General features: G+C 51.7%; 24 protein-coding genes. 5 read left to right on the top strand and 19 right to left on the bottom strand.

Annotated elements, in window-relative coordinates; all coding sequences use genetic code 11:
• Position 1: 1 nt before the first annotated feature.
• Positions 2 to 1,216 (top strand): flagellar hook-associated protein FlgL, encoded by a 1,215-nt coding sequence (gene flgL, locus H8K47_RS06640; RefSeq protein ID WP_186880623.1) that lies wholly within the window; start codon positions 2 to 4, stop codon positions 1,214 to 1,216.
• 548 nt (positions 1,217 to 1,764) lie between these two features.
• Here flgL and H8K47_RS06635 read toward each other — a convergent pair.
• From H8K47_RS06635 to H8K47_RS06625, 3 genes are all read right to left on the bottom strand, one after another.
• Positions 1,765 to 2,031 carry a hypothetical protein gene (locus H8K47_RS06635; protein WP_186880622.1) on the bottom strand — a complete coding sequence of 89 codons (267 nt, stop codon included), beginning with the start codon at positions 2,029 to 2,031 and terminating at the stop codon, positions 1,765 to 1,767.
• Between the two features lie 138 nt (positions 2,032 to 2,169).
• Positions 2,170 to 4,428, bottom strand: coding sequence for an OPT family oligopeptide transporter (locus H8K47_RS06630; protein WP_186880621.1), 2,259 nt, complete (start codon positions 4,426 to 4,428; stop codon positions 2,170 to 2,172).
• A gap of 208 nt (positions 4,429 to 4,636) precedes the next feature.
• The gene (locus H8K47_RS06625; protein ID WP_230405104.1) at positions 4,637 to 5,950 is read right to left on the bottom strand and encodes an MFS transporter; all 1,314 of its coding nucleotides are present in this window, start codon (positions 5,948 to 5,950) and stop codon (positions 4,637 to 4,639) included.
• Between the two features lie 455 nt (positions 5,951 to 6,405).
• Here H8K47_RS06625 and H8K47_RS06620 point away from each other — a divergent pair, with 455 nt between their 5' ends.
• From H8K47_RS06620 to dcd, 4 genes are all read left to right on the top strand, one after another.
• The gene (locus H8K47_RS06620) at positions 6,406 to 7,044 is read left to right on the top strand and encodes a 3'-5' exonuclease (protein WP_186880619.1); all 639 of its coding nucleotides are present in this window, start codon (positions 6,406 to 6,408) and stop codon (positions 7,042 to 7,044) included.
• Positions 7,037 to 7,249, top strand: coding sequence for a DUF1653 domain-containing protein (locus tag H8K47_RS06615; protein WP_186880618.1), 213 nt, complete (start codon positions 7,037 to 7,039; stop codon positions 7,247 to 7,249). Before H8K47_RS06620 ends, H8K47_RS06615 begins: the two co-directional genes overlap by 8 nt.
• Before the next feature lie 39 nt (positions 7,250 to 7,288).
• A complete protein-coding gene (locus H8K47_RS06610; RefSeq protein ID WP_186880617.1) occupies positions 7,289 to 8,317 on the top strand; it encodes an XdhC family protein in 1,029 nt (342 codons plus the stop codon).
• Positions 8,318 to 8,416: 99 nt separating this feature from the next.
• On the top strand, positions 8,417 to 8,983 hold the full coding sequence (gene dcd, locus H8K47_RS06605; RefSeq protein ID WP_162021039.1) for a dCTP deaminase: 567 nt from the start codon (positions 8,417 to 8,419) through the stop codon (positions 8,981 to 8,983).
• Positions 8,984 to 9,065: 82 nt separating this feature from the next.
• On the opposite strand, the gene H8K47_RS06600 is transcribed toward dcd, so the two are convergent.
• The 16 genes from H8K47_RS06600 to amaB form a co-directional block, all read right to left on the bottom strand.
• Positions 9,066 to 10,076 carry a flagellar brake protein gene (locus H8K47_RS06600; RefSeq protein WP_186880616.1) on the bottom strand — a complete coding sequence of 337 codons (1,011 nt, stop codon included), beginning with the start codon at positions 10,074 to 10,076 and terminating at the stop codon, positions 9,066 to 9,068.
• Between the two features lie 192 nt (positions 10,077 to 10,268).
• Complete coding sequence (locus H8K47_RS06595) at positions 10,269 to 12,539, bottom strand: arginine/lysine/ornithine decarboxylase (RefSeq protein ID WP_186880615.1); 2,271 nt, start codon at positions 12,537 to 12,539, stop codon at positions 10,269 to 10,271.
• Positions 12,540 to 12,811: 272 nt separating this feature from the next.
• The gene (locus tag H8K47_RS06590) at positions 12,812 to 13,606 is read right to left on the bottom strand and encodes a MipA/OmpV family protein (protein WP_186880614.1); all 795 of its coding nucleotides are present in this window, start codon (positions 13,604 to 13,606) and stop codon (positions 12,812 to 12,814) included.
• 7 nt (positions 13,607 to 13,613) lie between these two features.
• A complete protein-coding gene (locus H8K47_RS06585; protein WP_186880613.1) occupies positions 13,614 to 14,186 on the bottom strand; it encodes a DUF4337 domain-containing protein in 573 nt (190 codons plus the stop codon).
• Between the two features lie 74 nt (positions 14,187 to 14,260).
• The gene (locus tag H8K47_RS06580; protein WP_186880612.1) at positions 14,261 to 14,755 is read right to left on the bottom strand and encodes a dihydrofolate reductase; all 495 of its coding nucleotides are present in this window, start codon (positions 14,753 to 14,755) and stop codon (positions 14,261 to 14,263) included.
• Between the two features lie 13 nt (positions 14,756 to 14,768).
• Positions 14,769 to 15,563 carry a thymidylate synthase gene (locus H8K47_RS06575; protein WP_186880611.1) on the bottom strand — a complete coding sequence of 265 codons (795 nt, stop codon included), beginning with the start codon at positions 15,561 to 15,563 and terminating at the stop codon, positions 14,769 to 14,771.
• Positions 15,564 to 15,640: 77 nt separating this feature from the next.
• The gene (locus H8K47_RS06570) at positions 15,641 to 17,254 is read right to left on the bottom strand and encodes a sensor histidine kinase (RefSeq protein ID WP_186880610.1); all 1,614 of its coding nucleotides are present in this window, start codon (positions 17,252 to 17,254) and stop codon (positions 15,641 to 15,643) included.
• A 384-nt stretch (positions 17,255 to 17,638) separates the two neighbouring features.
• Positions 17,639 to 17,977, bottom strand: a complete 339-nt coding sequence (fdx, locus tag H8K47_RS06565) for an ISC system 2Fe-2S type ferredoxin (protein WP_186880609.1) — start codon at positions 17,975 to 17,977, stop codon at positions 17,639 to 17,641.
• A gap of 21 nt (positions 17,978 to 17,998) precedes the next feature.
• The gene (gene hscA / locus H8K47_RS06560; protein WP_186880608.1) at positions 17,999 to 19,864 is read right to left on the bottom strand and encodes a Fe-S protein assembly chaperone HscA; all 1,866 of its coding nucleotides are present in this window, start codon (positions 19,862 to 19,864) and stop codon (positions 17,999 to 18,001) included.
• A 69-nt stretch (positions 19,865 to 19,933) separates the two neighbouring features.
• Positions 19,934 to 20,437, bottom strand: a complete 504-nt coding sequence (hscB, locus tag H8K47_RS06555) for a Fe-S protein assembly co-chaperone HscB (protein ID WP_186880607.1) — start codon at positions 20,435 to 20,437, stop codon at positions 19,934 to 19,936.
• A gap of 20 nt (positions 20,438 to 20,457) precedes the next feature.
• Positions 20,458 to 20,781, bottom strand: coding sequence for an iron-sulfur cluster assembly protein IscA (gene iscA / locus H8K47_RS06550; protein ID WP_186880606.1), 324 nt, complete (start codon positions 20,779 to 20,781; stop codon positions 20,458 to 20,460).
• 88 nt (positions 20,782 to 20,869) lie between these two features.
• Positions 20,870 to 21,256 carry a Fe-S cluster assembly scaffold IscU gene (iscU, locus tag H8K47_RS06545; protein WP_186880605.1) on the bottom strand — a complete coding sequence of 129 codons (387 nt, stop codon included), beginning with the start codon at positions 21,254 to 21,256 and terminating at the stop codon, positions 20,870 to 20,872.
• Between the two features lie 65 nt (positions 21,257 to 21,321).
• Positions 21,322 to 22,575: an IscS subfamily cysteine desulfurase gene (locus H8K47_RS06540; RefSeq protein ID WP_186880604.1), complete on the bottom strand. Its 1,254-nt coding sequence runs from the start codon at positions 22,573 to 22,575 to the stop codon at positions 21,322 to 21,324.
• A 15-nt stretch (positions 22,576 to 22,590) separates the two neighbouring features.
• Positions 22,591 to 23,073, bottom strand: a complete 483-nt coding sequence (gene iscR, locus H8K47_RS06535; RefSeq protein WP_186880603.1) for a Fe-S cluster assembly transcriptional regulator IscR — start codon at positions 23,071 to 23,073, stop codon at positions 22,591 to 22,593.
• A gap of 156 nt (positions 23,074 to 23,229) precedes the next feature.
• On the bottom strand, positions 23,230 to 23,451 hold the full coding sequence (locus tag H8K47_RS06530) for a VF530 family protein (RefSeq protein ID WP_186880602.1): 222 nt from the start codon (positions 23,449 to 23,451) through the stop codon (positions 23,230 to 23,232).
• A 168-nt stretch (positions 23,452 to 23,619) separates the two neighbouring features.
• On the bottom strand, positions 23,620 to 25,131 hold the full coding sequence (amaB, locus tag H8K47_RS06525) for an L-piperidine-6-carboxylate dehydrogenase (RefSeq protein ID WP_186880601.1): 1,512 nt from the start codon (positions 25,129 to 25,131) through the stop codon (positions 23,620 to 23,622).
• Between the last annotated feature and the right edge of the window lie 92 nt (positions 25,132 to 25,223).

The following is a 25,223-nucleotide window of genomic DNA, read 5'->3' as shown; positions in this document are numbered from 1 at the left end:
CATGCGTATCAGTACCAACACCATTTATGATACTGGCAGTAGCCGTATTGGTGATTTACAGACCAATATGAATAAACTCCAGCAGCAGATTTCCTCGGGCAGAAAAGTGCTGACCCCGGCGGATGACCCTATCGGCTCTGCACGGGCATTGGTTATTACTCAGGCTGATGCAATCAATGATCAGTTTGCAGTTAACCGGCAGAATGCAAAAAATTTGCTCAGTGTGACCGATGGCGTGTTAGGGACCGTGACGGACAATTTGCACAGTATTAAAACATTGATCGTACAGGCCGGTAATGCCACCCTGAGTGATGCTGACCGTACCTACGTCGCACAGCAATTGCAAAGCAATCTCGATCAGATGATCAGTTCTGCGAATGCGACTGACGGAACAGGAAATTACCTTTTTTCAGGATTTTCGACCACCACAGCGCCATTTACCAAAACCATTGCCGGTGCCAGTTATACCGGAGATCAGGGACAGCGTTATTTGCAGGCAGATTCGGCACGGCAATTACCCTTGAGTGCACCCGGTATGGAGGTGTTTGGAAATATCCGTACCTCGAATGCACAATTCAATATTGTGCCGAATCTTTCTAATGTGGGAAAAACCGGGGCGACCGCTGCAGTTGATCCATTAACCGCTGCAAATCTCACTGGGCATAATTACGAGGTCAGATTTGACAATACTGCCGCTAATTTTTCGGTATTTGATAAAACGACGGGTGGTACCATCGTTCCACCCACACCGTATACCAATCCAGTGAATGTGACATTCGATGGCATCAATCTGACACTGCAAAATAGTCCGACGGCGCCAGCGCCAGGAGACAAAATCCTGATTCAGCCCGGTAATCAGGATATTTTTGAAACTGTGACGGACGTAATTAATGCACTCAAAACGCCGACGACAACATCTGCGGCGCGCAGTGATCTCACACAAGCCTTGACGCAGGCAAATAATAACGTCGACAAGTCACTGAATAATGTGTTGACCGTGCGGGCAAAGGTAGGCAGCAGTCTGAAAGAAATAGACGGTCTTGATAATGAGGGTGATGCCAAAAGCGTATCTTATAAGCAGTCTTTGTCTGAGATTCAGGATATCGATTATGTCAAAGCGATATCGGAATTCAGTCAGAACCAAATGGTGCTGCAGGCAGCGCAACAATCATTTGTGAAGGCGTCCTCTTTGTCTTTGTTTAGCTATATCAGCTAAGCCATACAGCTCACGCCTGTCGAGTAAAAAGCAGACCTGGTCTGCTTTTTTATTGTTTGCAGTCACCCTATCGTGCTATTCCGACAGATATGGCTGGCGTAGCGACGGTCAATGCGGCGCATACTTTTACGGCTTTGTTTCTTTATAGCTGATGTGCAATTATGGAAATATAATTTCCGCATCTAAAATGCATAGGTGTTTGTGTGCATGAAGAGTGTCATTGGTTTCATCCTAAGCAGAATACTCCTTGCCTCAGCAATTCGGTTCATCATTCAAGACCGTTGCAAAATTCCCTGTGCCGATGATTCAGATCACGTCGATCAAATTGATGTTGATGGCGTTGGAGGAGGTGGCGCAGAAAATCGGGCTAATTCAGTGAAGCCCGAGAAATCATGTCAGCCTGCTTTGCACACATACAAATATTTCTTACTGAGTAACGGCCAGTTCTCCTGGTTATAGACGTGAGAGGGAGCAGGTTAAGACCGGGTAAGCTGTTTTGTACTCCATGCTAGCTACTGCAATCGACGTGAGCGGTGTATTCGCAGTGATCAGACTTTTTCCATGTCTTCTGAGTCAAGCGCAATGACATGCGATTGCAGATTGCCGCGCTCGTCATGCCATTCCCGCATCACACAGGGATAGCCATCTTCATCCAATGCAACGACCTTAAAAAAATTGCCTATCATTGAAGAAATTAAGATTTGCTCCTCTTCCGGGAAGCTCGCGATGAAGTCCGGGTCGAGTTGTATGACTTTGACGATGTCACCCAAACCTACTGCCTGATTGCGGCAATCTACCACACTGTGTTGTGTCATGTTGTATTCCTGTTTTTTCTAAATTGCCGCTATTGTAAATGCTGCACCGCGCGGCAACATAGTTCACCCAAAAGAAAATGGCTGGCAAATCAGGTGATTTACCAGCCATAGTCATTCACCGCATTGCAAGCAGCGAGTTTAACTGCGGGCGCTATTCTTTTCTCTGGCAACCCAATACAGTATCCCGGCAATGACCAAATAAGGTAGCAGGGATAAAGCGTCGGCATTCGGGCCATTGAAGAATGGGTTATGGGCAGTTGCCCAGTCACCGATGGTTTTGTCAAAATCAGTTAGTATGCCTGCGGTAAAGGCGATCACGATACCGGCCAGCGCGCCACCCGCGATATAGCCGGATGACAGCAAGACGCCGGAACTGCGGTCACCAGCAGCCTGCATTTCTTCTTCATTCAGATCTTTGTACTGATCCAGTTTGCTGTTACGTCGGTCCACCAGCCAGCGTATCATGCCACCTACAAATAAGGGCGCAGAAGACGACAGAGGCAGATACACGCCAACAGCAAATGCGAGCGAAGGTATGCCTGCCATTTCCAGTACCAGCGCAATCATGACGCCGAACAGTACCAGCGTCCATGGCAATTGCTGATCCAGGATGCCTTTAATGATGTAGGACATCAGCACGGCTTTCGGTGCATCGTATTTCTTCACTTCTGAGCCGTCTGGCCGTTTGTTGTAGGTGCCGTTGATGCCAGGGTCAACCAGATACATCACCTGACCTTCGTTGTTTACCAAGTATTTGCCCGCAGGGCCGTCTACTGCATCATTCTTGTGCCAGACCTTGTAAGTTGCCTTGTCTTGCTCAGCCTGTGGGCCTTGCAATTGTGCCGTTTCAGTGAGTTTACCGGCATCTGTTTTCAGTGCTGGCGCTACCTGGGCTGCAGGCACGTAGACCGTACCCGCATCATTGAGCTTGAGTAAAATCGGTCCCAGTATCAGCGCAGAGGAAAAGGCACCGGCCAGAATAGCGTACTGCTGCAGTTTTGGTGTGGAGCCGACCAGGTAGCCAGTTTTTAAATCCTGAGAGGTGGTGCCTGCATTGCTGGACGCGATACAAACGATAGCACCGACCGATAAGGCGGTTACATAGTATTGACCGCCTGTCCAGCCCATGACCAGAAAAATCAGGCAGGTGAATAACAGCGTAGCGACCGTCATACCGGAAATCGGGTTCGAAGAAGAACCGATTTCACCGGTGAGACGCGACGAGACGGTGGCAAACAAAAAGCCAAACACCAATATCAATATCGCGCCCAGGAAATTCATGTGCAAAGGCGTGGCAAAGGTAATGACTGCAATGATCGCCAAAGCGCCGATGATGACCCACTTCAAAGGAATGTCCTGATCGGTGCGCAGGATGCTGGCTGCGTTGGCTGAACCACTGCGCATACCTTCGAGACCGGCAGACAGACTGCGCCAGATCGTCGGCATCGCACGTGCCAGACTGACCAGGCCACCCGCAGCAACTGCACCGGCACCGATGTAGAGAATGTAGGCACTGCGCACATCATGCGCACTCATTTCGCTGATCAGCTTGGTGCCCGGTGTCAGTGGCACGCTGAGCGCATCACCAAAGAATTTAATCATTGGTATCAGCAGCAGGTAAGACATCACACCGCCCGCCGCCATGACAGAAGCGATACGCGGGCCAATGATATAGCCTACACCCAGCAATTCCGGCGAGACTTCAGCGCCGATAGAGCCACCTTTGAGTGGTGCGCCGAATACGGTTTCCGGCGTGTCCTTCCAGCCCTTAAAAGCAACGTTGGCAATCTTGTAGAACAATCCTAAACCAAAACCGCCAAAGATGATGGCAGCGCGGCGATTGGCATCTGCCTGTGCATTCGGATTGCTACCTTCGCCAGCGGCTTCGCGTGAGGTATCTGTGGCCGCCGCTTTTAATACTTCGGCACAGGCTGTGCCTTCCGGATATTTCAGTTCGCCGTGCTTTTCCACGATCATCGTGCGGCGCATAGGAATCATGAGCAGAATGCCGAGCAGGCCGCCCAGGCAACCGACCAGCATGACGCGCGAGATTTCCAGATCAAAGCCCAGAATCAGAATCGCGGGCATGGTGACGCCCAGTCCGAATGCCAGTGATTCACCGGCCGAGCCCGCAGTTTGTGTGATGCTGTTTTCCAGGATGGTTGAATCTTTTCCGCCGAGCTTATTTGTCAGGCGGAACAGTGTGATGGCGATGACCGCAACGGGGATAGAGGCACTGACGGTTAAGCCCACTTTCAACACCAGATACAAGGAAGATGCACCGAAAATCATACCCAGTATGACGCCCATGATCAGGGCGCGGGGTGTCATTTCAGGCAAATTCGCACCGGCCGGAATATAGGGCCTGAACGCAGAAGCTGAGGTTTCTTTTGGCATGTTATTACCTTTTATTATGTGGAAAACCGGGCCTTGATCTTGATGCCACAGGCCCGCCTGATTTTCTGCATCCTGTCTCTGGTGATGGCAAAAAATGATTTGCGCATTATCACCGTTTTTTTATCCGCTCAGCAATGAAGATTTACTATCAAACCTTTTTTGTCTGAAGTCATCCTCGTGATATCCCACATCTTCAGGTTTTACTGCCTCATTTGCTCTTTCCTTCGGCTGTTGCCAACTCAGGGTTGTCAGCATGAGCTGTCAGTGTTGGCAAATGCTTGATACCACGTATCAATGGATGGCGCCATGCAATCAATGCTACGCCCAGTGCCACAAAGCCCGCAAAACCCAGCGCCACCCGCAACCCCAGATGTTCGCCCAGCCAGCCACCGATCAAGGCGCCGGGTCCGGCGGGTATTAGTATCAGCCAGCGCATGGTGCTGGTCATGCGGCCCAGCATGGGTTCCGGTGTCACAGCCTGACGCAGGGCCAGGAAGTTAATAAAGATCAGCACGCCACCGACCGCAAATGCCATCAACATGGCACCGAAGGCCGCGATGCCTATCCACCCAGCCGGAGCCAATGCGAGTCCGCCCCAGCCCAGGCCGCATACGGCAATGCCGGCGACCATACAAGGGCCAGGCCCCAGCCAGCGACTGATCCTGTGCCCGTAAATGCTCGCAGCGACACTGCCGACACCGATCGCCATGTAGCTGAGTCCCACGGCTTGCTCAGATAAACCGAGCAGGCGGGTAGCAAACAGAATCTGTACGACCAAGGCAGCGTTATAGCAGAGCTGCCACATGCCGACGGTACAGGCCAGTCCGACCAGCAAGGGCTTGTTCATCACGAAGCGCACACCTTCTTTTAAGTCACGCCAGAAATGACTGTCTGCTTTTTCGGGGCGATGTTCGGTAATGTGGATGCCGCGCAGTATCAGAGCGGAGGTCAGTAGCAGGATGGCGTCTGCCATCAGGGCCAGCGGGGCACTCAGCAATTTAATCAATACCCCAGCTGCGGCAGGACCGGATACTTCCGCGCCTGAGGTCGCCAGCGCATTTTTTGCATGCGCTTCGACCAAACGCTCGCGCGGCACAATCTGGGTCAGTACGATTTGCGCAGCGGAACCGGCCGTCGTGTTGATGGCGCCGATCATAAAACCGACCACATATAACCAGGTCATATTGATCACATCAAAATACCAGGCAATGGGGACACTGATCACAGCCAGCGCGATCATGGTTTCGCCAGCGATATAAACGGGCAGTTTCCTCACCCGGTCCAGCCAGACACCTGCTGGCAGTGACAGCAATACGAAGGGCAGGGTTTCCATAAACGTCAGAATACCCATCTGGCTGGCCGTAGCGTTGAGCATCACGGCTGCGGTCAGCGGTAATGCCAGAATAGTGATCTGAGCACCGAATGAACTGATCAGAATAGAGGTCCAGAGGCGCCGGTAAATTCTGTCGCGTAGCAGGTCGTTATGAGGCAGACCGCATAATTTTAAAAAATAATTTATCATGATTCGCATTGACGTTATCTTCAGATTACGTCGTTGAGTTAAGGCTTATGCACAATAGTCTCAAAGGCATCCTGGTCAGGATAGTTCAGGCTGACAGATTGTGCTTTGAGACGGTAGTTGTCACTGCGCAGTTGTGCAAAAACTGCAGAGTCAGTGTGTCTGGTGCTAAAACATCCTGTACCGCGTGATCGGTGCAGGTGAGGCAGATGTGTGCTGTTGTCAGCGTTAATGCGACGGAAAGCATAATCCGCGTTTACAATACTGGCCTACAGGCGGATAGGGTGTGGTTGAATTGCCCTTCGCTGCGCCTGTAGCATGATTCAGCTACAGTTATGGCGCTTTTCTACATCATGCCGTATCGTCGTTTGCGATAGGTGAGTCGCCGGTTAAATACGTTCAACTATCTATGAGTGGCCAATCCGCCAGAAGTTCCACAGTCCGGAAAAAGTAATTTTATGTTCGCACAAGCTATCGTCATGATTGACTTCGAAACCTCAGGCATGAGCCCGCTACAAGGAGGGCGTGTCACCGAAGTGGCTGCCTTACGTATTGAGGGTGGATCGATTACAGATCGCTATGTCTCCCTGATCAATTGTGGTGTACGCATACCTGGTTTTATTACCGAGCTGACCGGGATTACGCAGCGTATGGTGGACTGTGCGCCACCTGTCACCGAAGTCATGCCAGCCTTAGTCGAATTTATTGGGAATGCCAGTCTGGCAGCACATAATGCCAGTTTTGACGAGCAATTCCTCAAGGTCGAAAGTGATCGCCTGGGTTTGCGCCCGGCGCATGATGGACTGATCTGTTCGGTGAAGCTGGCGCGCCGCGTATATCCAGGCTTGCCCAGCTATTCACTGGGGAGGCTGGCGAAATCGCTTGATATCCGGTTTCGAGGCGCAGCGCACCGTGCGGAGGCTGATGCAGAAGTCTCTGCGCAACTGATGCTGAAAATTGCGAATGATTTATGTGAGCGTCACCAGGTTGAAGCGATAGATCCGCAACTGTGTGTACGCCTCAATCAACTGACTGCTGCCAAAGTTCCCGGATTTTTAAAACAATATTTTGAAGCACAAAGGAATGCCTATGTCTGAGCCGCAACGCTATCGCCATTTTAAAGGCGGTATCTATGAATTCGTTTGTGAAGCGACGCAGGAGGCGGATCTGGTGCCGGTTATCGTCTATCGCTCTGCCAACGGCAGTATCTGGACCAGACCGAAATCAGTATTTTTCGAGATGGTTGAGGTCGATGGCAAGCTGGTACAGCGGTTCACCCCGATGTCGCCTGAGACTGACTGAAGCCGTGTGTCCGCAAGCTTGGGTCTGAAAGGAGAGATCATGGACAGTATGGATCTGGAGGTGCTGAAAACCTGCGCACGCTGGCAGCAACAGGGGAAAGCTTGCCTGCTGGTGACCGTGGTCACGACCTGGGGTTCCAGTCCGCGCCCAGTCGGATCCATGCTGGTTCTGAATGCGCACGGACAGGTAGCGGGTTCCGTGTCCGGTGGTTGCATAGAAGACGATCTGATCGCGCGGGTGCAGCAGCAGGGTATTGTGCAAAGTGTTCCTGAACGAGTGACTTATGGCGTCAGTGCGGAAGAGGCGCACCGCTTTGGCTTACCTTGTGGCGGCACCATACAGCTGGTGCTGGAACCAGTCGGGCCACGCAGTCAGATTGCTGAGTTGCTCACGGCGCTGGCTGCGGGTCAACTGACACGCCGCAGCCTCAATCTTAGGACCGGTGCGGTGCATTTAAGTGCAGCGCAGCCGTCCGGACAACTGACTTTGAGCAACGACGTACTCGATACTATCCATGGTCCGCGCTGGCGTTTACTGATCATCGGTGCCGGGCCTTTATCGCGTTTTCTGGCCAGTATTGCGACCGGACTCGATTACCAGGTCACGGTCTGTGATCCGCGTGAGGAGTATCGCAGCGAATGGACTTTGCCGTCCGTACCGGTAGTGCATGCCATGCCTGATGATCTGGTCCTTGAGATGCAGCTCGATACGCGCAGCGCAGTGGTGGCCCTAAGTCATGATCCAAAACTCGATGACCTGGCGTTAATGGAGGCGCTCAAGTCGCCGGCCTTTTATGTGGGGGCCATTGGGTCACGTATTAACAATCAGCGTCGACGCGAGCGTTTGAAAGAGTTTGACCTGAATGAGCAGCAACTGGCGCGCCTGCATGGTCCGATCGGCCTGTATATCGGCAGTAAAACGCCACCTGAAATTGCGATTTCTATTCTGGCACAGATGACCGCGATAAAGAACGGAGTGGATCTGCCGGAACAGACCAGTGTTGCGCTTGCCAAGGAAAGCGCACAGATAGGTATGTCGGGAGCAGAATGTGCGTTGAAAAGCGCATGAAATAAGACTATTCAGCGCGTACTCCAGATGGGAAACAGAAATGGAGGCGTATTTTCGCGTAAAATCGCGGCTAGACAATTAATTCAGCAGGGGAAGCACATGAGTATTAAATCAGACAAGTGGATACGTCGTATGGCCGAGGAACACGGCATGATAGAGCCGTTTGAACCGGGTCAGGTGCGTGAGCGTGACGGTCAGCGTATCGTCAGCTATGGCACGTCCTCGTACGGTTATGATATTCGCTGTGCGGATGAATTTAAAATTTTCACCAATATCAACAGTACGATTGTTGATCCTAAAAATTTCGATGAAAAGTCTTTTGTCGATTTCAAGGGTGACGTCTGCATCATTCCACCTAACTCCTTTGCGTTGGCGCGCACCATGGAGTACTTCCGTATCCCGCGTAGTGTACTGACGATTTGCCTGGGTAAATCAACCTATGCGCGTTGCGGCATTATCGTCAATGTGACGCCATTCGAACCGGAATGGGAAGGTTATGTGACGCTGGAATTTTCTAACACTACACCTTTGCCTGCTAAGATTTACGCTGGCGAGGGCTGCGCACAGGTCTTATTCTTTGAAAGCGATGAAGTTTGCGAAACTTCCTATAAAGATCGCGGCGGCAAATACCAGGGGCAACATGGCGTGACCTTGCCTAAGACTTAAATTTCAGTCTACATAGCGACACAAATCCCGGTTTATACAGACCGGGATTTTTTTTGCTACCAATGTTTGTGTTGTTGAAGAATTAGTTCGTTTCAGCCAGCGTCTGATGGACGAAAGCGGACAGGATCAGGCGTGCCTGCGGGCTCAGATCGACAAATTCGAAGCCATGGCGGAATTCCAGGCCGTTGTCGGTCGGGGCCACAGAGCGTAGGATGACATTGAGTGACAGGTATTCGTCGCTGCCTGCTGCGTTGACACGAAACTTTACGGTGCCGGTATCGCCTTTGCGTCCCAACTGGCGTTTGATAATGCCGGATGTCCCGCCCATACTCAGATCACCCAGGGATGCTGCAGCCGTTTGCTCAGGATTGCCTATCGTCACCGAGGCAATGATTTTTACGGTCGCGCGTGCCGCCTGCCGTATCGTGGTGGCACGAACTTCTCTTGGATACGCCAGGTGCAGATAAGGAAAGGGTGAGTACACGTATTTGATTAGCGAACTGGTGAAGGCATAAGCCTTTTTGCCGGGAAAAGCACGCACAATAAAGCCCTGGCCTTCCCGTATCAGGGCAGCTTTGCCATCCAGCATGGGGGCAGTCAGCATCAGTGATTTGTTTTTGGCGTAGCCTATCAGTCTGACCGTGTAGCGGATGCCGGCATTGTCCTGAGTTTGCAGGAAAAAAACCTCTCCCACGTGCCAGCGTACACTGTCAAGCTCTATCACGCTTTCTTTGTTTAGTTCTTCAGGTTTAGGCTGACTACCGGGATTGCCGGATTGCATGCCTGGCTGAGTAGCAGGGAGCGTTGTGAGGGATGGTTCAGCCGTAATGGACGGCAAAGCACTTGCCACAGTGCTCGCGGCAGTTGTCGTGGCGGGGAGCGGATCGCTCAACTTGGCTGGAATGCTGTCCCACAAAAAATCCGCATTGCAGTAGCCAACGTCGAGTAAGTGCTTGAGTTGCTGCTCACTTTCTATATGCAAGCCAGCTTCAGACAGGATGTCACCGTCCTGATTGTAAACAGGCCACATCAGGGTCTGCCCCACAGTGATTTCCGCATGTTTCAGAGACATCAGGCCTTGTACATCACCCATGTAATCGTTCCACTCAACTTAGTTAGGTAAAAGACTTTCGAAGAAAACAGCGCATTTGCCCTGCAGATAATTACGTAATGATAATTTATTTGTTATAAAGACGCACTGAAAACCCAGCCGAAATGCAAAAAGCACCCGTAGCCCAAGGCGGACAGCAGGTGCTTTTGCAACACTTAGTCACTGAATCAGCGTTTATTTGTTGATGGTTGCGTCCGACTTCACACAATCAACATAATAGCCACGCTTGCCATCGACTTCAGCCTTCACCAATCCGTGGCAATCGGTTTCGAAGCCAGGGAATTTTTCATTGAAGTCGCGAACAAAACGCAGATAGTCCACGATGGTGCGGTTGAAGCGTTCGCCAGGAATCAACAGTGGAATGCCCGGCGGATAAGGCGTGAGCAGAATGGCTGTGACACGGCCTTCGAGCTCATCAATCGACACACGCTCAATCTCACGATGCGCCATCATGGCAAACGCATCAGATGGCTTCATAGCAGGCTGCATATCTGACAGATACATTTCTGTGGTCAGACGTGCTACATCATGTGCTTTATAGGCTTCATGTATACCCTGGCACAGGTCTTTCAGGCCTATGCCTTCATAACGCGGATTCGCTGCCGCAAATTCTGGCAGAATGCGCCACATAGGCTGATTCTTATCGTAATCGTCCTTAAATTGTTGTAAGGCGGTCAGCAGGGTATTCCAACGGCCTTTGGTAATGCCGATGGTGAACATGATGAAGAAGGAGTACAGACCGCATTTTTCAACGATCACGCCGTGTTCCGCCAGATATTTGGTCACGATGGAAGCCGGGATGCCGGTTTCACCGAATTTACCTTCCAGCGACAGACCAGGCGTAACAATGGTGGCCTTGATTGGGTCCAGCATATTGAACCCACTGGCCAGCTTACCGAAGCCATGCCAGTTGTCTTCGGCGCGGATGATCCAGTCATCGCGTGAGCCTATACCATCATTGGCAAATTCTTCGGGACCCCATACCTGGAACCACCAGTCTTTACCCCATTCCTGGTCCACTTTGCGCATTGCGCGGCGGAAGTCCAGTGCTTCCAGGATAGATTCTTCCACCAGCGCAGTACCGCCTGGTGCTTCCATCATTGCTGCCGCGATATCGCAGGAAGCGATAATCGAATACTGCGGCGAAGTGGAGGTATGCATCAGGTAGGCTTCATTGAAGCTGTCTTTATCCAGTTTGCGCGATTCCGATTCCCGCACCAGAATTTGCGATGCCTGTGAAATGCCTGCCAACAGTTTATGGGTGGACTGGGTAGAGAAAATCATCGACTCTTTCGCGCGCGGACGATCCTTGCCGATGGCATGCATATCTTTGTAAAAGTCATGGAAAGTCGCGTGTGGCAGCCATGCTTCGTCGAAGTGCAGTGTGTCAATTTCACCGTCCAGCAAATCCTTCAACACTTCAACGTTGTACAGGACGCCGTCATAGGTCGATTGGGTAATGGTCAGGATGCGTGGCTTTTTGTTCTTGGCTTCACGTGCAAACGGGTTTGCTTCGATCTTCCTTTGTATGCTCTCCATGCTGAATTCTTCCAGCGGGATAGGGCCAATGATACCCAGGTGATTGCGGGTAGGCATCAGGAAAACCGGGATTGCGCCACACATGATGATGGAATGCAGGATGGACTTATGGCAGTTACGGTCAACTACCACGATGTCGCCCGGCGCAACGGTAGAGTGCCAGACCATCTTATTCGAGGTAGAGGTGCCGTTGGTGACGAAGTAGCAGTGATCTGCATTGAAGATGCGCGCGGCATTGCGTTCAGATGCTGCCACCGGACCGGTATGATCCAGCAATTGACCGAGTTCTTCCACCGCGTTACAAACGTCGGCACGCAACATATTTTCACCAAAAAATTGGTGGAACATCTGGCCGATAGGCGACTTCAGGAAAGCTACGCCACCGGAGTGGCCGGGGCAGTGCCAGGAGTATGAGCCGTCATTGGCGTAGTGCACCAGCGCGCGGAAGAATGGCGGCGCCAGGCTGTCCAGATAAGACTTGGCTTCACGAATGATATGGCGCGCGACGAATTCCGGTGTGTCTTCAAACATATGAATGAAGCCATGCAGTTCACGCAGAATATCATTAGGGATGTGGCGTGAAGTACGGGTTTCGCCGTACAGATAAATTGGGATGTCCGCGTTTTTGTAGCGTATCTCTTCCACGAAGGCGCGTAGCGACTTCAGTGCGTGATCGGTTTCTTCATCAGTGCCATCGCCGAATTCTTCATCGTCAATCGAGAGGATGAACGCCGAGGCGCGCGATTGTTGTTGCGCGAACTGAGATAAGTCACCATAGCTGGTAACGCCCAGGACTTCCATGCCTTCAGACTCGATCGCTTCCGCTAATGCGCGGATGCCGAGGCCAGAGGTGTTTTCAGAACGGAAATCTTCGTCAATGATGACGATGGGGAAGCGGAATTTCATGGAGGTCTCCAAAAAAGCTTGTTACAAGGGAGACGCCTGGGCAAGTTTGGTAACCGCTTGCGCGCCGAAAAATTCAAAGAAGCGAATTCTCTCAGATATGAGGCCACTCATGTAAAAAAATAGTTGCATTTTCTGCGCCGTGTACCAATTTCATGAGCTTGTCATGAAATCCTGAGGAAGTCGGTGTGCCGTGCAGCTTAAATTAGACTGCAGAAATGGAAAATGGGTATCCACAGATACCCATTTTTCGCTTACCTGCTGTTTTGCAGTGATCAGAAGCGATAGCTTGCCGCAGAAAATACCGAGACCGCGTTTTTATCAACGACAAACGGGCTCTTGGCTGCATCACCAGACAAACGGCTGTAGGAGGTGCCGGTGGTCAGCGACCAGTTCGTGTCTATGGTCCAGTGCCAGCTGGCACCGAGTTTGATATCAGATACGCCTGCGTTTGGCGTGAATGTCGTATAGCCGCTAGCCTGTGCCTGTTGCGGCGTCACACCATAATAGGACTGCATATAGCTGCTATTGGCCCAGTTAGCACGCAGTGAGGCGCTGAGACGGTGTTGAGGGGTCAGTGCCGTAGAAATGCGGCCACCCAGACTGACTTGTACTCCATTGTGATCCACCCCCGAGCCATAACGTAGAGATGACAGCAGGGTGTATTGTTCGCTCAGTGAGAAGTTAAAAAATGCACCTGGCTCAATCGCGGTATTTACGTCACCCAGGCCGCGCAGTTTGGATGAGCGCGATTCGTCGCGCGCCGCTTCCAATGACATACGTAAGCCATACTGCATCGCTGCGTTCTTAGAGAAGTTATAACCCAAGCCATTCACGGAACTGAAGAAAGCGCCGCTTTTCCACTGCACATCAAACATAGGATAGAGCGCGTAACGGCGCTCATCCGAGCCATGATATTTCGGAACGGATAACGCCACAGTGCCCAGTGAATAGTTGATATCCTTAGGCAGGTAGAATTCCGGTATGGTCTGCACGAACTCCGAAGTTTGCGCTTGTACTGAGGGCAGTGCCGCCGCGAGTAGCACTGCACATAGTAATTTTTTCATCATGTTCTCTTTAAATATGTAGCCAGGCTAAGCTCGCCAGTACCACGCCGATACCCGCTACGCCATATGAAGTAAATTGCAGCCATTTTTTCTTGGTCAGCAAAGTAATCGCCGCCAGTGAAATGGCGATTTGTACCGCTGTCATGGCTTGTGCCCAGCGATGGTGCTGGTGCAGTGCATTTTCAGACGCATCTTCCCAATGATGGGATTCGGCTTCCAATTCTTCAGCTTTCTTTTTAATCTCTTCTTTTTCTGCTTTGTAGCGTGCGACATCCGCCTTGTACTTCTCAGTATCGGTGCCAGGGATCACAAGTGCAAGCTCTGCGAGGTTTTGTTTGTTACTTTTAGACTGATAAAAATTCCATTGGTTGGAGGCTTCAGTCTTTTTGATCGCTGCATTGTTTTTAAACATAGCCGCGTCATTCTGAGTCGCGCCACCTTCATAGCCAAACAGTGCGCCTACTGTTGCCATAATGGCAGTCATGACTGCGATACGGCTGGCAAAATCGTCGCTGCCATGCTGGGCAACGTGTTCAATTTCGTGGTCGTGTGGACCATGTACATGGAAACCGTGTCCGGACATAATTTTTCCTTTTTATTTTGAGTTGTGCATTGCTGATACCAGGTGGTCTCTGGTCAGGACTGTATCATTTTGCCTCAAGCCTGGTTCTTTTCATACGTAACAAAAGCATAATGCAATTGCTGGGTTTCAGAATAGTGGTTTTCGCGTGCGGTTTCGGTCCACCTTTGTTTGTCTATCGGTGGGAAAAAAGCATCACACGGAAAACTGGATTGTATTTCTGTAATGATCAGTTTATCAGCCAGCCCAAGCTCCAGCACTTGCTGATAAATCTGCGAGCCGCCTATGACGAAAGCCTGTGCTGCGTCGATGGCCGCTCTTGCTTTCTGCAGCGATGAAAATACTTCCACCCCCTCATGCTTCCATTCGGGATTACCGGAAATGACGATGTTACGTCGGTTCGGCAGCGGCCGGCCTATCGATTCAAAGGTTTTACGGCCCATGATAATAGGATGACCACTGGTGGTTTTCTTGAAGTGCGCCAAATCTTCAGGCAGATGCCAGGGCAGGGTATTGTTGATACCTATACCTGATTGCTGATCGGTAGCAACGATAACAGTCAAAGATGACATAGTGATGAACCCTTTATACCGCAACCGGTGCTTTGATTGCCGGATGGAATTGGTAGTCCCTGAACTCGAAGTCATCAAACTGATAATCAAACAGCGTATCCGGATGACGTTTGATTACTAACTGAGGCAAGGTCAGCGTATCGCGCGATAACTGCAGCTCGACTTGTTCCATGTGGTTGGAATATAAGTGGCAATCACCGCCAGTCCAGATAAAGTCACCCACGCCCAACCCTGTCTGTTGCGCCACCATGTGGGTCAGCAGAGCATAGGACGCAATATTGAATGGCACCCCAAGGAAAATGTCCGCACTGCGCTGATAGAGCTGGCACGACAATTTACCATCGGCGACATAAAACTGGAACAGCGCATGGCATGGTGGCAGTTTCATTTGCGGGATATCAGCCACATTCCAGGCGGATACGATCAGACGGCGCGAATCGGGATTGTTTTTGATCTGATCTAACAGTTGCTGTATCTGGTCGATGTGCTGGCCATCCGGTGTCGGCCAGCTACGCCATTGTGAGCCGTAGACCGGACCCAGGTCGCCCTGTTCATCGGCCCATTCATCCCAGATCGAGACGCCATTCTCTTTGAGATAGCGGATATTAGTAGATCCTTGCAGGAACCAGATCAGTTCATGCACGATGGATTTCAGGTGTAGTTTTTTGGTGGTAACGAGCGGAAAGCCCTGATTCAGGTCAAACCGCATCTGATAGCCAAACACCGAAACAGTGCCGGTTCCGGTCCGGTCTGTCTTTGTGGTTCCATGGTCACGTACATGACGCATGAAGTCGAGGTATTGGCGCATAGTCAGTCCACATGTGAGAAAAAATCGAGGCGCTAGTATACACCCGAAACACCTCGACATTCCCAACGGCTTGCAACTCAATCGGGACTGAGTAGGGGATCTTTTGCCTCTCTGTCACCAGGCGCTGTCAGCGGCAGGCGGATTTCAAACTGAGTACCTTTATCCGGTATGCTCGATACATTGATATTGCCGCCCAATACATTGGTAATCATATTGAAGGTAATGCTAAGTCCCAGGCCACTGCCGCCTTGTCCAAACTTGGTGGTAAAGAAGGGTTCAAAAATACGGTTAACGATGTCAGGCGGGATGCCTTTTCCGTTATCACTGAAAATCAGCATCACGTAATCGCCCATTCTCTCAGCGCTGCAACGCATCTGGCCTGAGCTTCTGCCTTCCAGTCCATGAATCACAGAATTGTTGACCAGGTTGGTAAAGACCTGACCCAAAGGACCCGGGTAGCTGTCCATTTCTATATCGGCTGGTATATCCAGTTCCAGTGTGAATGGCGTCTTGCGCAAGCTGGAATGCAGCAATGCACTCAGTTCCTGCAACATGACCAGAAGTCCGAAACGACGCCTTTGTGCGCTGGACTGATCAACTGCGACCTGTTTAAAGTCGCCCACCAGATGCGCAGACTGCTGCAATCCGCGCAGCAATAGTTTCGTTGAATCCAACGCTGTTTCCGCATAGCGTGTCAGATCGGAGCGTCGTATCTGACCTTCTTCCACCATTTTCAGCAGGCGTCGGGTTTCTTCTTCCAGTGTGCTGGCAACCAGCAGACAGTTACCTAAAGGGGTGTTGAGTTCATGCGCTACGCCAGCTACCATCGAACCCAGCGCTGCCATGCGTTCTACTCTTGCCAGTTCAGCTTGTGCATTATTCACGTTGTGGAGTGCGGCTTCCAGGTTCTGGTTCACGCTTTCCAGTTCCTGGGTACGTTGTCGTACCTTGGATTCCAGTGTTCCCGAGTATTCCAGTAATTGCTGATTTTTTATTTCCAGTTCACCGAAAGAATGCTGCAGCGCCTGACGCGTTGCCTCCAGACTGCTGGCCAGATGGCCCAGTTCATCTTCACGATTGAGTGCAATCGGGTCATTCAATTCACCATTTGCCAGCCGGTCCGATTTTTCCATGAGGACTTTGACAGGTTTGACCAGACGCCATTGCAGTACCATCAAAATAAAGATAATCGCTAATATCAGTGACAGCGCCGCAGTTGTCATGTAACGGCGAAAATCCGAACGCAGGCTTTCTTGCAGCAGGTCCTCCGCCAGCGTCAGTGTGACCTCACCGATCACCTGGCCGCCATGCGTAATTTCACGTGTCTTGATAGTAAATGGGCCTTTTTGCGAGTGGCGACGGGTATCGTTTTTGATGAATTCTTTGCGGTCGGGCAGGGTGATTACTTCGATGCTGGCGACGCGTGGATCGGAATACACGACTTCGCTGGAAATATTGGCAATTTCCGGAGTGATTTGCCACAAGGGTTCGGACAGAATAACAGACAGGATACCAACCAGGCGCTCATGATCGTCCTTGTTTTTGCTGCGCACGGCCTCTTCTATGGTATTGAGCTGGTAGGGTACAAGAACTGCAGCAGGTACCGTCAGTCCGAATACCACGGCAAGGATGATAGCCAGTCTGAGAGAAATGCGACTGCGTAAAGCGGTGAGCAATTGTTGAAACCCCATTGTTTTTCCTGTTAGCATTACTTCATTAGGACTTACGCAAAACCGCCCGGCGGCGTAATGGTTCCTTGTCGTACCGCCCATACTGCCTGCGTCGCCATGCCTTGCCGGAACAAATTTGAGCAAGTCCTATTCATTTGAATTGTTGCCATTATTGCAACTTGTGCCAATCAGCAATGCCTGTAACCAAAGTCATTTCAGTTTTCTAACCTCACATTGGCAGCCTAATCATACTAAAAGCTTTTTTTCATTAGGGCAAGTTTAGTTACTGCCAGCAACTCAAAACAATGCAACGCCAGTAGATTTGTCGCGAAAATGTAAAAACAGCCCGGCAACGGTAGGCGTATGCTGGGCTGTTTTTATTGAATTTCCAGGTGATACTGTCAATCAATGGTGTTCGCGCGCATGATTGATCGTGTATTTAGGGATTTCTATCGTAATGTCTTGTTTTCCCAGTTTGACCTGGCAAGATAAGCGCGAGGTTGATTCCAGGCCCCAGGCGGCATCGAGCAAGTCTTCTTCATCATCCGTCGAGTCATTGAGTGACTGAAATCCTTCACGGATCACCACATGGCAAGTGGTGCAGGCGCAGGACATTTCGCAAGCGTGTTCGATTTCGACATCGCTTTCTACCAGTGCTTCGCACAGGGATTTGCCTTCCGGTGCGTCAATCACTGTCCCTTCCGGGCAGAGTTCAGGGTGGGGCAAAACGATAATTTGTGGCATGGTATTTCCGATCCGGTGAGTTTAAGCAATGTCGTCCAGTTTTTTTCCGGCCAGAGCCGAGCGCACACTCTGATCCATACGGCGGGCCGCGAATTCTTCTGTGCCTTCTGCCAGCGCGCTGATGGCTGTATGTAAGCTCTGATGGTCGCTGCCAGTCATCATCAGGCGGACTTGCTGCATTAATTGTTGAATGGCTTCTGATTCTGCTGGAGACAGCAACTGGCTGTCTGCATCGAATGCAGATTGGGTCGCCAGTAGTATGCGTTCGGCTTCGACCTGCTCCTCGCGCAAAGCACGTTGCTGCATATCGGTGTCGGCGGCACTGAACGAATCCTGTAACATGCGTGTGATGTCGTCATCGGCGAGGCCGTAAGAAGGTTTGACCGTGATACTGGCTTCAACGCCTGATCGCAATTCACGCGCAGAGACGGACAGCAAACCATCGGCATCAACCTGATAAGTAATCCGGATTCTGGCCGCGCCCGCCGCCATCGCTGGAATGCCACGCAATTCAAAGCGAGCCAGTGAGCGGCAATCGCTGACCAGTTCACGTTCACCTTGCACCACGTGGATAGCCATTGCGGTTTGTCCATCTTTGAAGGTGGTGAATTCTTGCGCGCGCGCACAAGGGATGGTGGAGTTGCGCGGGATGACTTTTTCAGCCAGGCCACCCATGGTTTCTACGCCCAATGACAATGGAATTACGTCGAGTAACAGCCAGTCATCGCCGGGCGCACGATTGCCTGCCAGCAGATTGGCCTGAATCGCTGCGCCCAGTGCGACCACTTTGTCAGGGTCGATATTTGCGAGTGGTGTGGTTTGGAAAAATTCACCCACGGCTTTACGTACATGTGGCATGCGGGTTGCGCCGCCCACTAATACCACGCCGTCGATATCGTCAGCGGATAAGTCCGCGTCGCGCAAGGCTTTGCGGCAAGGTGTGATGGTTTTCAATACCAGGTTCTGCGTCATTTCGGCAAACTGGCTGGCGCTCAGCTGCAGATGCACGGATTCGCCGGAATTGAGTTTCGCGTCGATAAATGTGCTGGGTTTGCTGGACAAAATTTCCTTGGCCTCGCGCGCCTTCATCATCAGCATGCTGGTATCTTCGTCTGACAGGGGCGCTAATTTTGCCTCCTGCAAGATCCAGCAAAACAAACGGTGATCAAAGTCGTCACCACCGAGCGCGGAATCGCCACCGGTCGACAATACTTCAAATACACCCTTGCTCATTTTGAGTATGGAAATATCAAAGGTGCCACCACCCAAATCGTATACGGCGTAAGTACCTTCTGATGCATTATCCAGTCCGTAGGCGATCGCAGCAGCAGTCGGCTCGTTCAACAGGCGTAACACGTTCAGGCCTGCCAGTTTGGCGGCGTCTTTAGTCGCCTGGCGCTGCGCATCATCGAAATACGCAGGAACGGTAATCACCGCACCGACCAGGTCATCACCGAGCGCATCTTCTGCCTGCTGGCGCAGCGTGGCCAGGATCTGAGCTGAGACTTCAACCGGACTTTTGATGCCAGCGATGGTTTTTAACTGCACCATACCAGGCTCATCATGAAAATCGTAAGGCAGATTTTCGGCGTAGGCGATATCTTTCAGGCCGCGACCCATGAAACGTTTTACCGAAGCGATGGTATTTTTAGGATCATTGCTTTGTTCTGCCTGTGCCTTAAAACCGATATGCGCATGACCATTGGGCAGATAGCGCACTACAGACGGCAGCAACGGCCGGCCTTCTTCATCGTTGAGCACTTCAGGAATACTGTTGCGTACGGTCGCAACCAGCGAGTTAGTCGTACCCAGATCGATGCCGACCGCCAGCCGGTGCTGGTGTGGCGCAGTGGACATGCCCGGTTCGGAAATTTGCAGTAATGCCATGGTGTCTAAGGATGGAAGCCATCAACAAGGTGGCGCGCAGTGGCGCCGGTTATTCGGGTGCTGGCTGTGTCAGTCATCCAGCGCGGCGATATCAGCCAGAAATTTTTCAAGGAACATGCAAGTACGTATCAGTCCTGCTGCTTCGCGATATTGCCCGCCATCGAGTGTGAGACCAACCTGCGCCAGTTGCTGTCGGAGTGTATTGCGCAATTCGGTTTCCAGTTGCAGCAGCGCCGCGCTATCCTGGCCGTGGCGCGCATCGTCAAAGGCTTCGCGCCATTCCATTTGTTGCATCAGGAAGGCGGCTGGCATACTGGTATTGGATTCTGTTTCCAGATCGACGCCATGTATTTCGCACAGGTAGCTGGCGCGCTTCAAGGGTTTTTTCAGAGTCTGGTAGGCTTCGTTGGCACGGGTCGCCCATTGCATGGCAACCCGTTTCTCAGCTTCGCTGGCCTGCACGAATTTATCCGGATGCACCTGGCTCTGGACTTCGCGATAGGCTGCATCGAGCTGCGCCATGTCCAGCGAAAAGCGTGGTGCTAACTGAAACAGCTCAAAATGATTTTGCATAGGACGCAGTCAGGCTAGTCTCAGATACGGAAGCTTTCGCCGCAACCGCATTCATCTTTCACATTCGGATTGTAGAATTTAAAGCCTTCATTCAGGCCTTCGCGTGCAAAGTCGAGTTCGGTGCCATCGATGTAAGGCAGGCTTTTTGCGTCGACAAAGACTTTCACGCCATGGGACTCAAATACCTGATCTTCGCCGCTCATTTCATCCACATACTCAAGCTTATAGGCCATGCCGGAGCAGCCGGTCGTGCGTACGCCAAAGCGCAGGCCTATGCCTTTGCCACGACGTTCCATATAACGAATGACATGCTTTGCTGCTTTTTCAGTGAGTGTGATAGCCATGGTAATTTCCGTCTTTACTGCTTCTTATCCTGATCTGTAACTGGTGCTGTAGCGTCGCTAAGTCTGAAGCCAGACTTAGTCTCGTCGCTTATTCGGCGCTGTGCTTGTTTTTGTAATCCAGGACTGCGGCTTTGATTGCATCTTCAGCCAGGATAGAGCAGTGGATTTTCACTGGTGGTAAGGCCAGTTCTTCAGCAATCGTGGTGTTTTTAATTTCGAGTGCCTGATCCAGGGTTTTGCCTTTGACCCACTCTGTCACCAGGGACGAAGAGGCGATAGCCGAGCCACAGCCATAGGTTTTGAATTTGGCATCTTCGATGACGCCATTGGCGCCAACCTTGATCTGCAATTTCATCACGTCGCCGCAGGCCGGTGCACCCACCATGCCGGTACCTACACTGTCGTCGCCTTTTTCAAAAGCGCCTACGTTACGTGGATTTTCGTAGTGATCTAAAACTTTATCTGAGTAAGCCATGATGCAATTCCTTTATTCCTGACGTTAGACCTGACGGGCGTGCCCGTCAGTAGCTGGGTTGAGCATTAATGCGCGGCCCATTGTATGGTTGAGATGTCGATACCATCTTTGTACATATCCCACAAAGGCGACAATTCACGCAATTTACCAACTTTGGTTTTCAACAGATTAATTGCAAAGTCGATGTCTTCCTCGGTGGTGAAGCGTCCGATCGTAAAGCGGATAGAGCTGTGTGCCAGTTCATCGCTGCGACCCAGTGCACGCAGGACATACGATGGCTCCAGACTGGCTGAGGTGCATGCAGATCCGGACGATACCGCAATATCTTTCACCGCCATGATCAGCGATTCACCTTCGACGTAATTGAAGCTGACATTCAGATTGTGCGGGACACGATGATCCATATCACCATTGACATAAGTCTCTTCGATTTCTTGCAAACCTTTGGCCAGGCGGTCACGCATCGCCCGGATGTGTGCCAGTTCGCTTTGCATTTCTTCTTTAGCGATACGGAAGGCTTCGCCCATGCCTACGCATTGATGTGGTGCCAGTGTGCCGGAGCGGAAGCCGCGCTCATGACCGCCACCATGCATTTGCGCTTCCAGGCGCACGCGTGGTTTGCGGCGTATGTACAAAGCGCCTATGCCTTTCGGGCCATATGATTTGTGGGCAGAGAAGGACACCAGATCGAGTTTGACTTTTTCGAGGTCGATTTCTACTTTGCCAGTTGCCTGCGCAGCGTCAGAGTGGAACACAATGCCTTTTTCCCGGCACAGTTCACCGATTTCTGCGATAGGCTGAATCACACCAATTTCGTTGTTAACCCACATCACAGAGATCAGGATGGTGTCAGGGCGGATCGCTGCCTTCAGCTGCTCTATCGTGATCAGGCCATTATCCTGCGGTTGCAGATAAGTCGCTTCAAAACCTTGGCGCTCCAGTTCGCGCACTGTATCGAGTACCGCTTTGTGCTCGGTTTTAACGGTGATGATGTGCTTGCCTTTGGCTTTGTAGAAGTGCGCAGCACCCTTGATCGCCAGGTTGTTACTTTCCGTTGCGCCCGAAGTCCAGATGATTTCACGTGGGTCAGCATTCACCAGCGCGGCGACATTGCCACGCGCTTCTTCCACTGCCGCTTCCGCATCCCAGCCATACATATGGCTACGCGAGGCCGGATTGCCGAACTGCGCACGCAGGAAAGGAATCATCTTATCCGCAACGCGCGGATCAACTGGCGTAGTGGCCGAGTAGTCCATGTAAATTGGGAAGTGCGGTGACTTCAGCGTATCCAGCAGACTTTGTTCCAGAGGGGCGTTCATTCAAGACTCCAAATATCAGGGTGCAGTATGGCTGACATGCTGGCTGTGCATGACAACGACTTGGTTTTCCGAGGTTTTTTGTTTTTGCTGATTCACCAGATCCTGCAAGGAGACGGAATCGAGGTAATCAACCATTTTTGCGTTCAGCGTAGCCCATAAATCATGGGTCATACAATGCAGGCCATTGGCATGATCGCTGCCGTGACAATTGCCTTTGCCGCCACACTGAGTGGCATCCAAAGGCTCATCGACTGCGATGATGATATCGGCGACCGTCACATGCTGGGCTTTACGGGCTAAATTATAGCCGCCACCGGGGCCGCGCACAGAATCGACAATTTCATGGCGGCGTAACTTACCGAACAATTGCTCGAGATAAGATAAGGAGATGTCTTGTCGCTGACTGATAGCAGCAAGCGTCACGGGTCCTTTGTCCTGGCGCAGGGCCAGATCTATCATGGCGGTGACGGCAAATCGTCCTTTGGTAGTGAGGCGCATAATGTGGCTCCGGGTGTGCCCTAAGGCATATCGTGCTAATAACCTGAGTTGTTGAGCATTTTGATCAAGTATAACAAACTTGAGTGATTCTGTCAGGAATGCCCTCAAAACGGGTGGTGGCCCGGCGTGCATGCTGCGAGACCTGCGTAAGAGGTCTCAGTCACTGCCTTTTGTCCAGTCTGTATCCAGAAATAACTGTTCTACCTTGGATCTGGCCCAGGGCGTTTTGCGCAGAAATTTCAGACTGGAGCTGATGCTGGGCTCAGACTGGAAGCAACGTATAGGGATTTGTTGTGCCAGACCGGACCAGCCATAACGCGCCTGCAGCCGGGTCAGCAATTGTTCCAGTGTGATGCCATTGAGGCTGTTATTCGACATGCTATTCCCTGATTTTTTTGGAGTCGCATGATAACGCCGGGCTGCTAGGGTTGCAAACAGGCTGTGGCCAGTCATTGTTAAACTGGCGAACATATAAAAAGAAAAAGCCCCCTGGGGGGGGCTGGGGGCTGAGTGTGTGTAGTATCGTTTTTGTTGGTATTTTGTTGCTCAGATGTCGAAGCTGATCCCTTGAGCCAGAGGTAGTGCGTGGCTGTAATTGAAGGTATTGGTGGTGCGGCGCATATAGGCTTTCCAGGCGTCGGAGCCGGATTCACGGCCGCCGCCAGTATCTTTTTCACCGCCGAATGCGCCACCAATCTCAGCGCCGGATGGGCCGATGTTGACGTTGGCAATGCCGCAATCGCTACCTGTCGCTGACACAAAACGTTCCGCTTCACGCATATCGGTCGTGAAGATGGACGAAGATAAGCCCTGCGGCACTTCGTTGTTCCAGTCAATTGCCTGATCCAGGTCGCTGTAACGCACGATATACATGATGGGCGCGAACGTTTCATGATGCATGCTGGTGGTTTGAGTCGGCATTTCTACCAAAGACGGACGCACATAATAAGCCGCTTCACAACCCGTCACTGCCACGCGTTCACCACCAAAGACCTGGCCTTGCTCTGATTTCGCGACAGCCAGACTGCTTTGCATCGCATCGTAAGAGCCTGCATCGATCAGTGGGCCGACCAGTGTGGATTTTTCAAGTGGATTGCCAACTGGCAGGCCAGCATAGATTTTTTTCAGACGCGGTACCAGCGTGTCATACACACTGTCATGAACGAACAGACGACGCAGGGTGGTGCAGCGTTGACCAGCTGTGCCAACTGCCGAGAAGGTAATAGCACGTACGGCCATTTCCAGATCGGCACTTGGTGCGACGATCATCGCATTGTTACCGCCCAGTTCAAGGATGCTGCGGGTCAGACGGCGGGCACACACTTCGGCAACTTGTTTGCCCATGCGGGTGCTGCCGGTGGCGCTGACCAGGGCGATACGTTTGTCCTCGACCATTTGCGCACCACTGTCGCGGCCGCCGATAATTAGCTCGGCCAGTCCGGCTGGCGCATCGCTGCCAAAGCGTGACACCGCTTTCATGAATAAGGCATGGGTGGCAATTGCGGTCAGTGGCGTTTTTTCAGATGGTTTCCAGACGACGCTGTCACCGCAGACTAAGGCCAGTGCTGCATTCCATGCCCACACTGCGACCGGGAAGTTGAATGCAGAAATGACGCCAACCACACCTACCGGATGCCATTGTTCCATCATGCGGTGACCAGGGCGTTCCGATGCAATTGTCAGGCCGTATAACTGGCGTGACAGGCCGACCGCGAAATCGCAGATATCGATCATTTCCTGTACTTCGCCCAGTCCTTCTTGCAGGATTTTGCCTGCTTCCATGGTGACTAACTGGCCGAGTGCGGCTTTGTGCGTGCGCAGTTCCTCACCAAACAGGCGTACCAGTTCGCCACGGCGCGGTGCCGGAACACTGCGCCATTGCAGGTAGGCTGCATGCGCCTTTGCGATACGCGCCTGTACTTCGCTGGCGGAATCGGCACGCAGGCTGGCGAGAGGTTTTCCATCAATGGGGGAGATACTGTGGATGGCATCACCCTGATAGTCGGCAAGTTGTACGCCGAGTTCACTCAGCAGTGCTTGAATAGTTGGGCTTGTCATAGTGTGCTCAAGAGAAGTTAATTGGCAGGACGGCGCCAGTCGGCCCTGATCCTGCGCTGCAGATAGAAACGGCGTCAGTGTGACACAAGCGA

The sequence above is a fragment of the Cognatundibacterium rugosum genome (assembly GCF_014284365.1).
Classification (GTDB): domain Bacteria; phylum Pseudomonadota; class Gammaproteobacteria; order Burkholderiales; family Burkholderiaceae_D; genus Undibacterium; species Undibacterium rugosum.
Note: the sequence above shows the minus strand (reverse complement) of the source record. Positions and strands in the feature narration are given on the sequence as shown.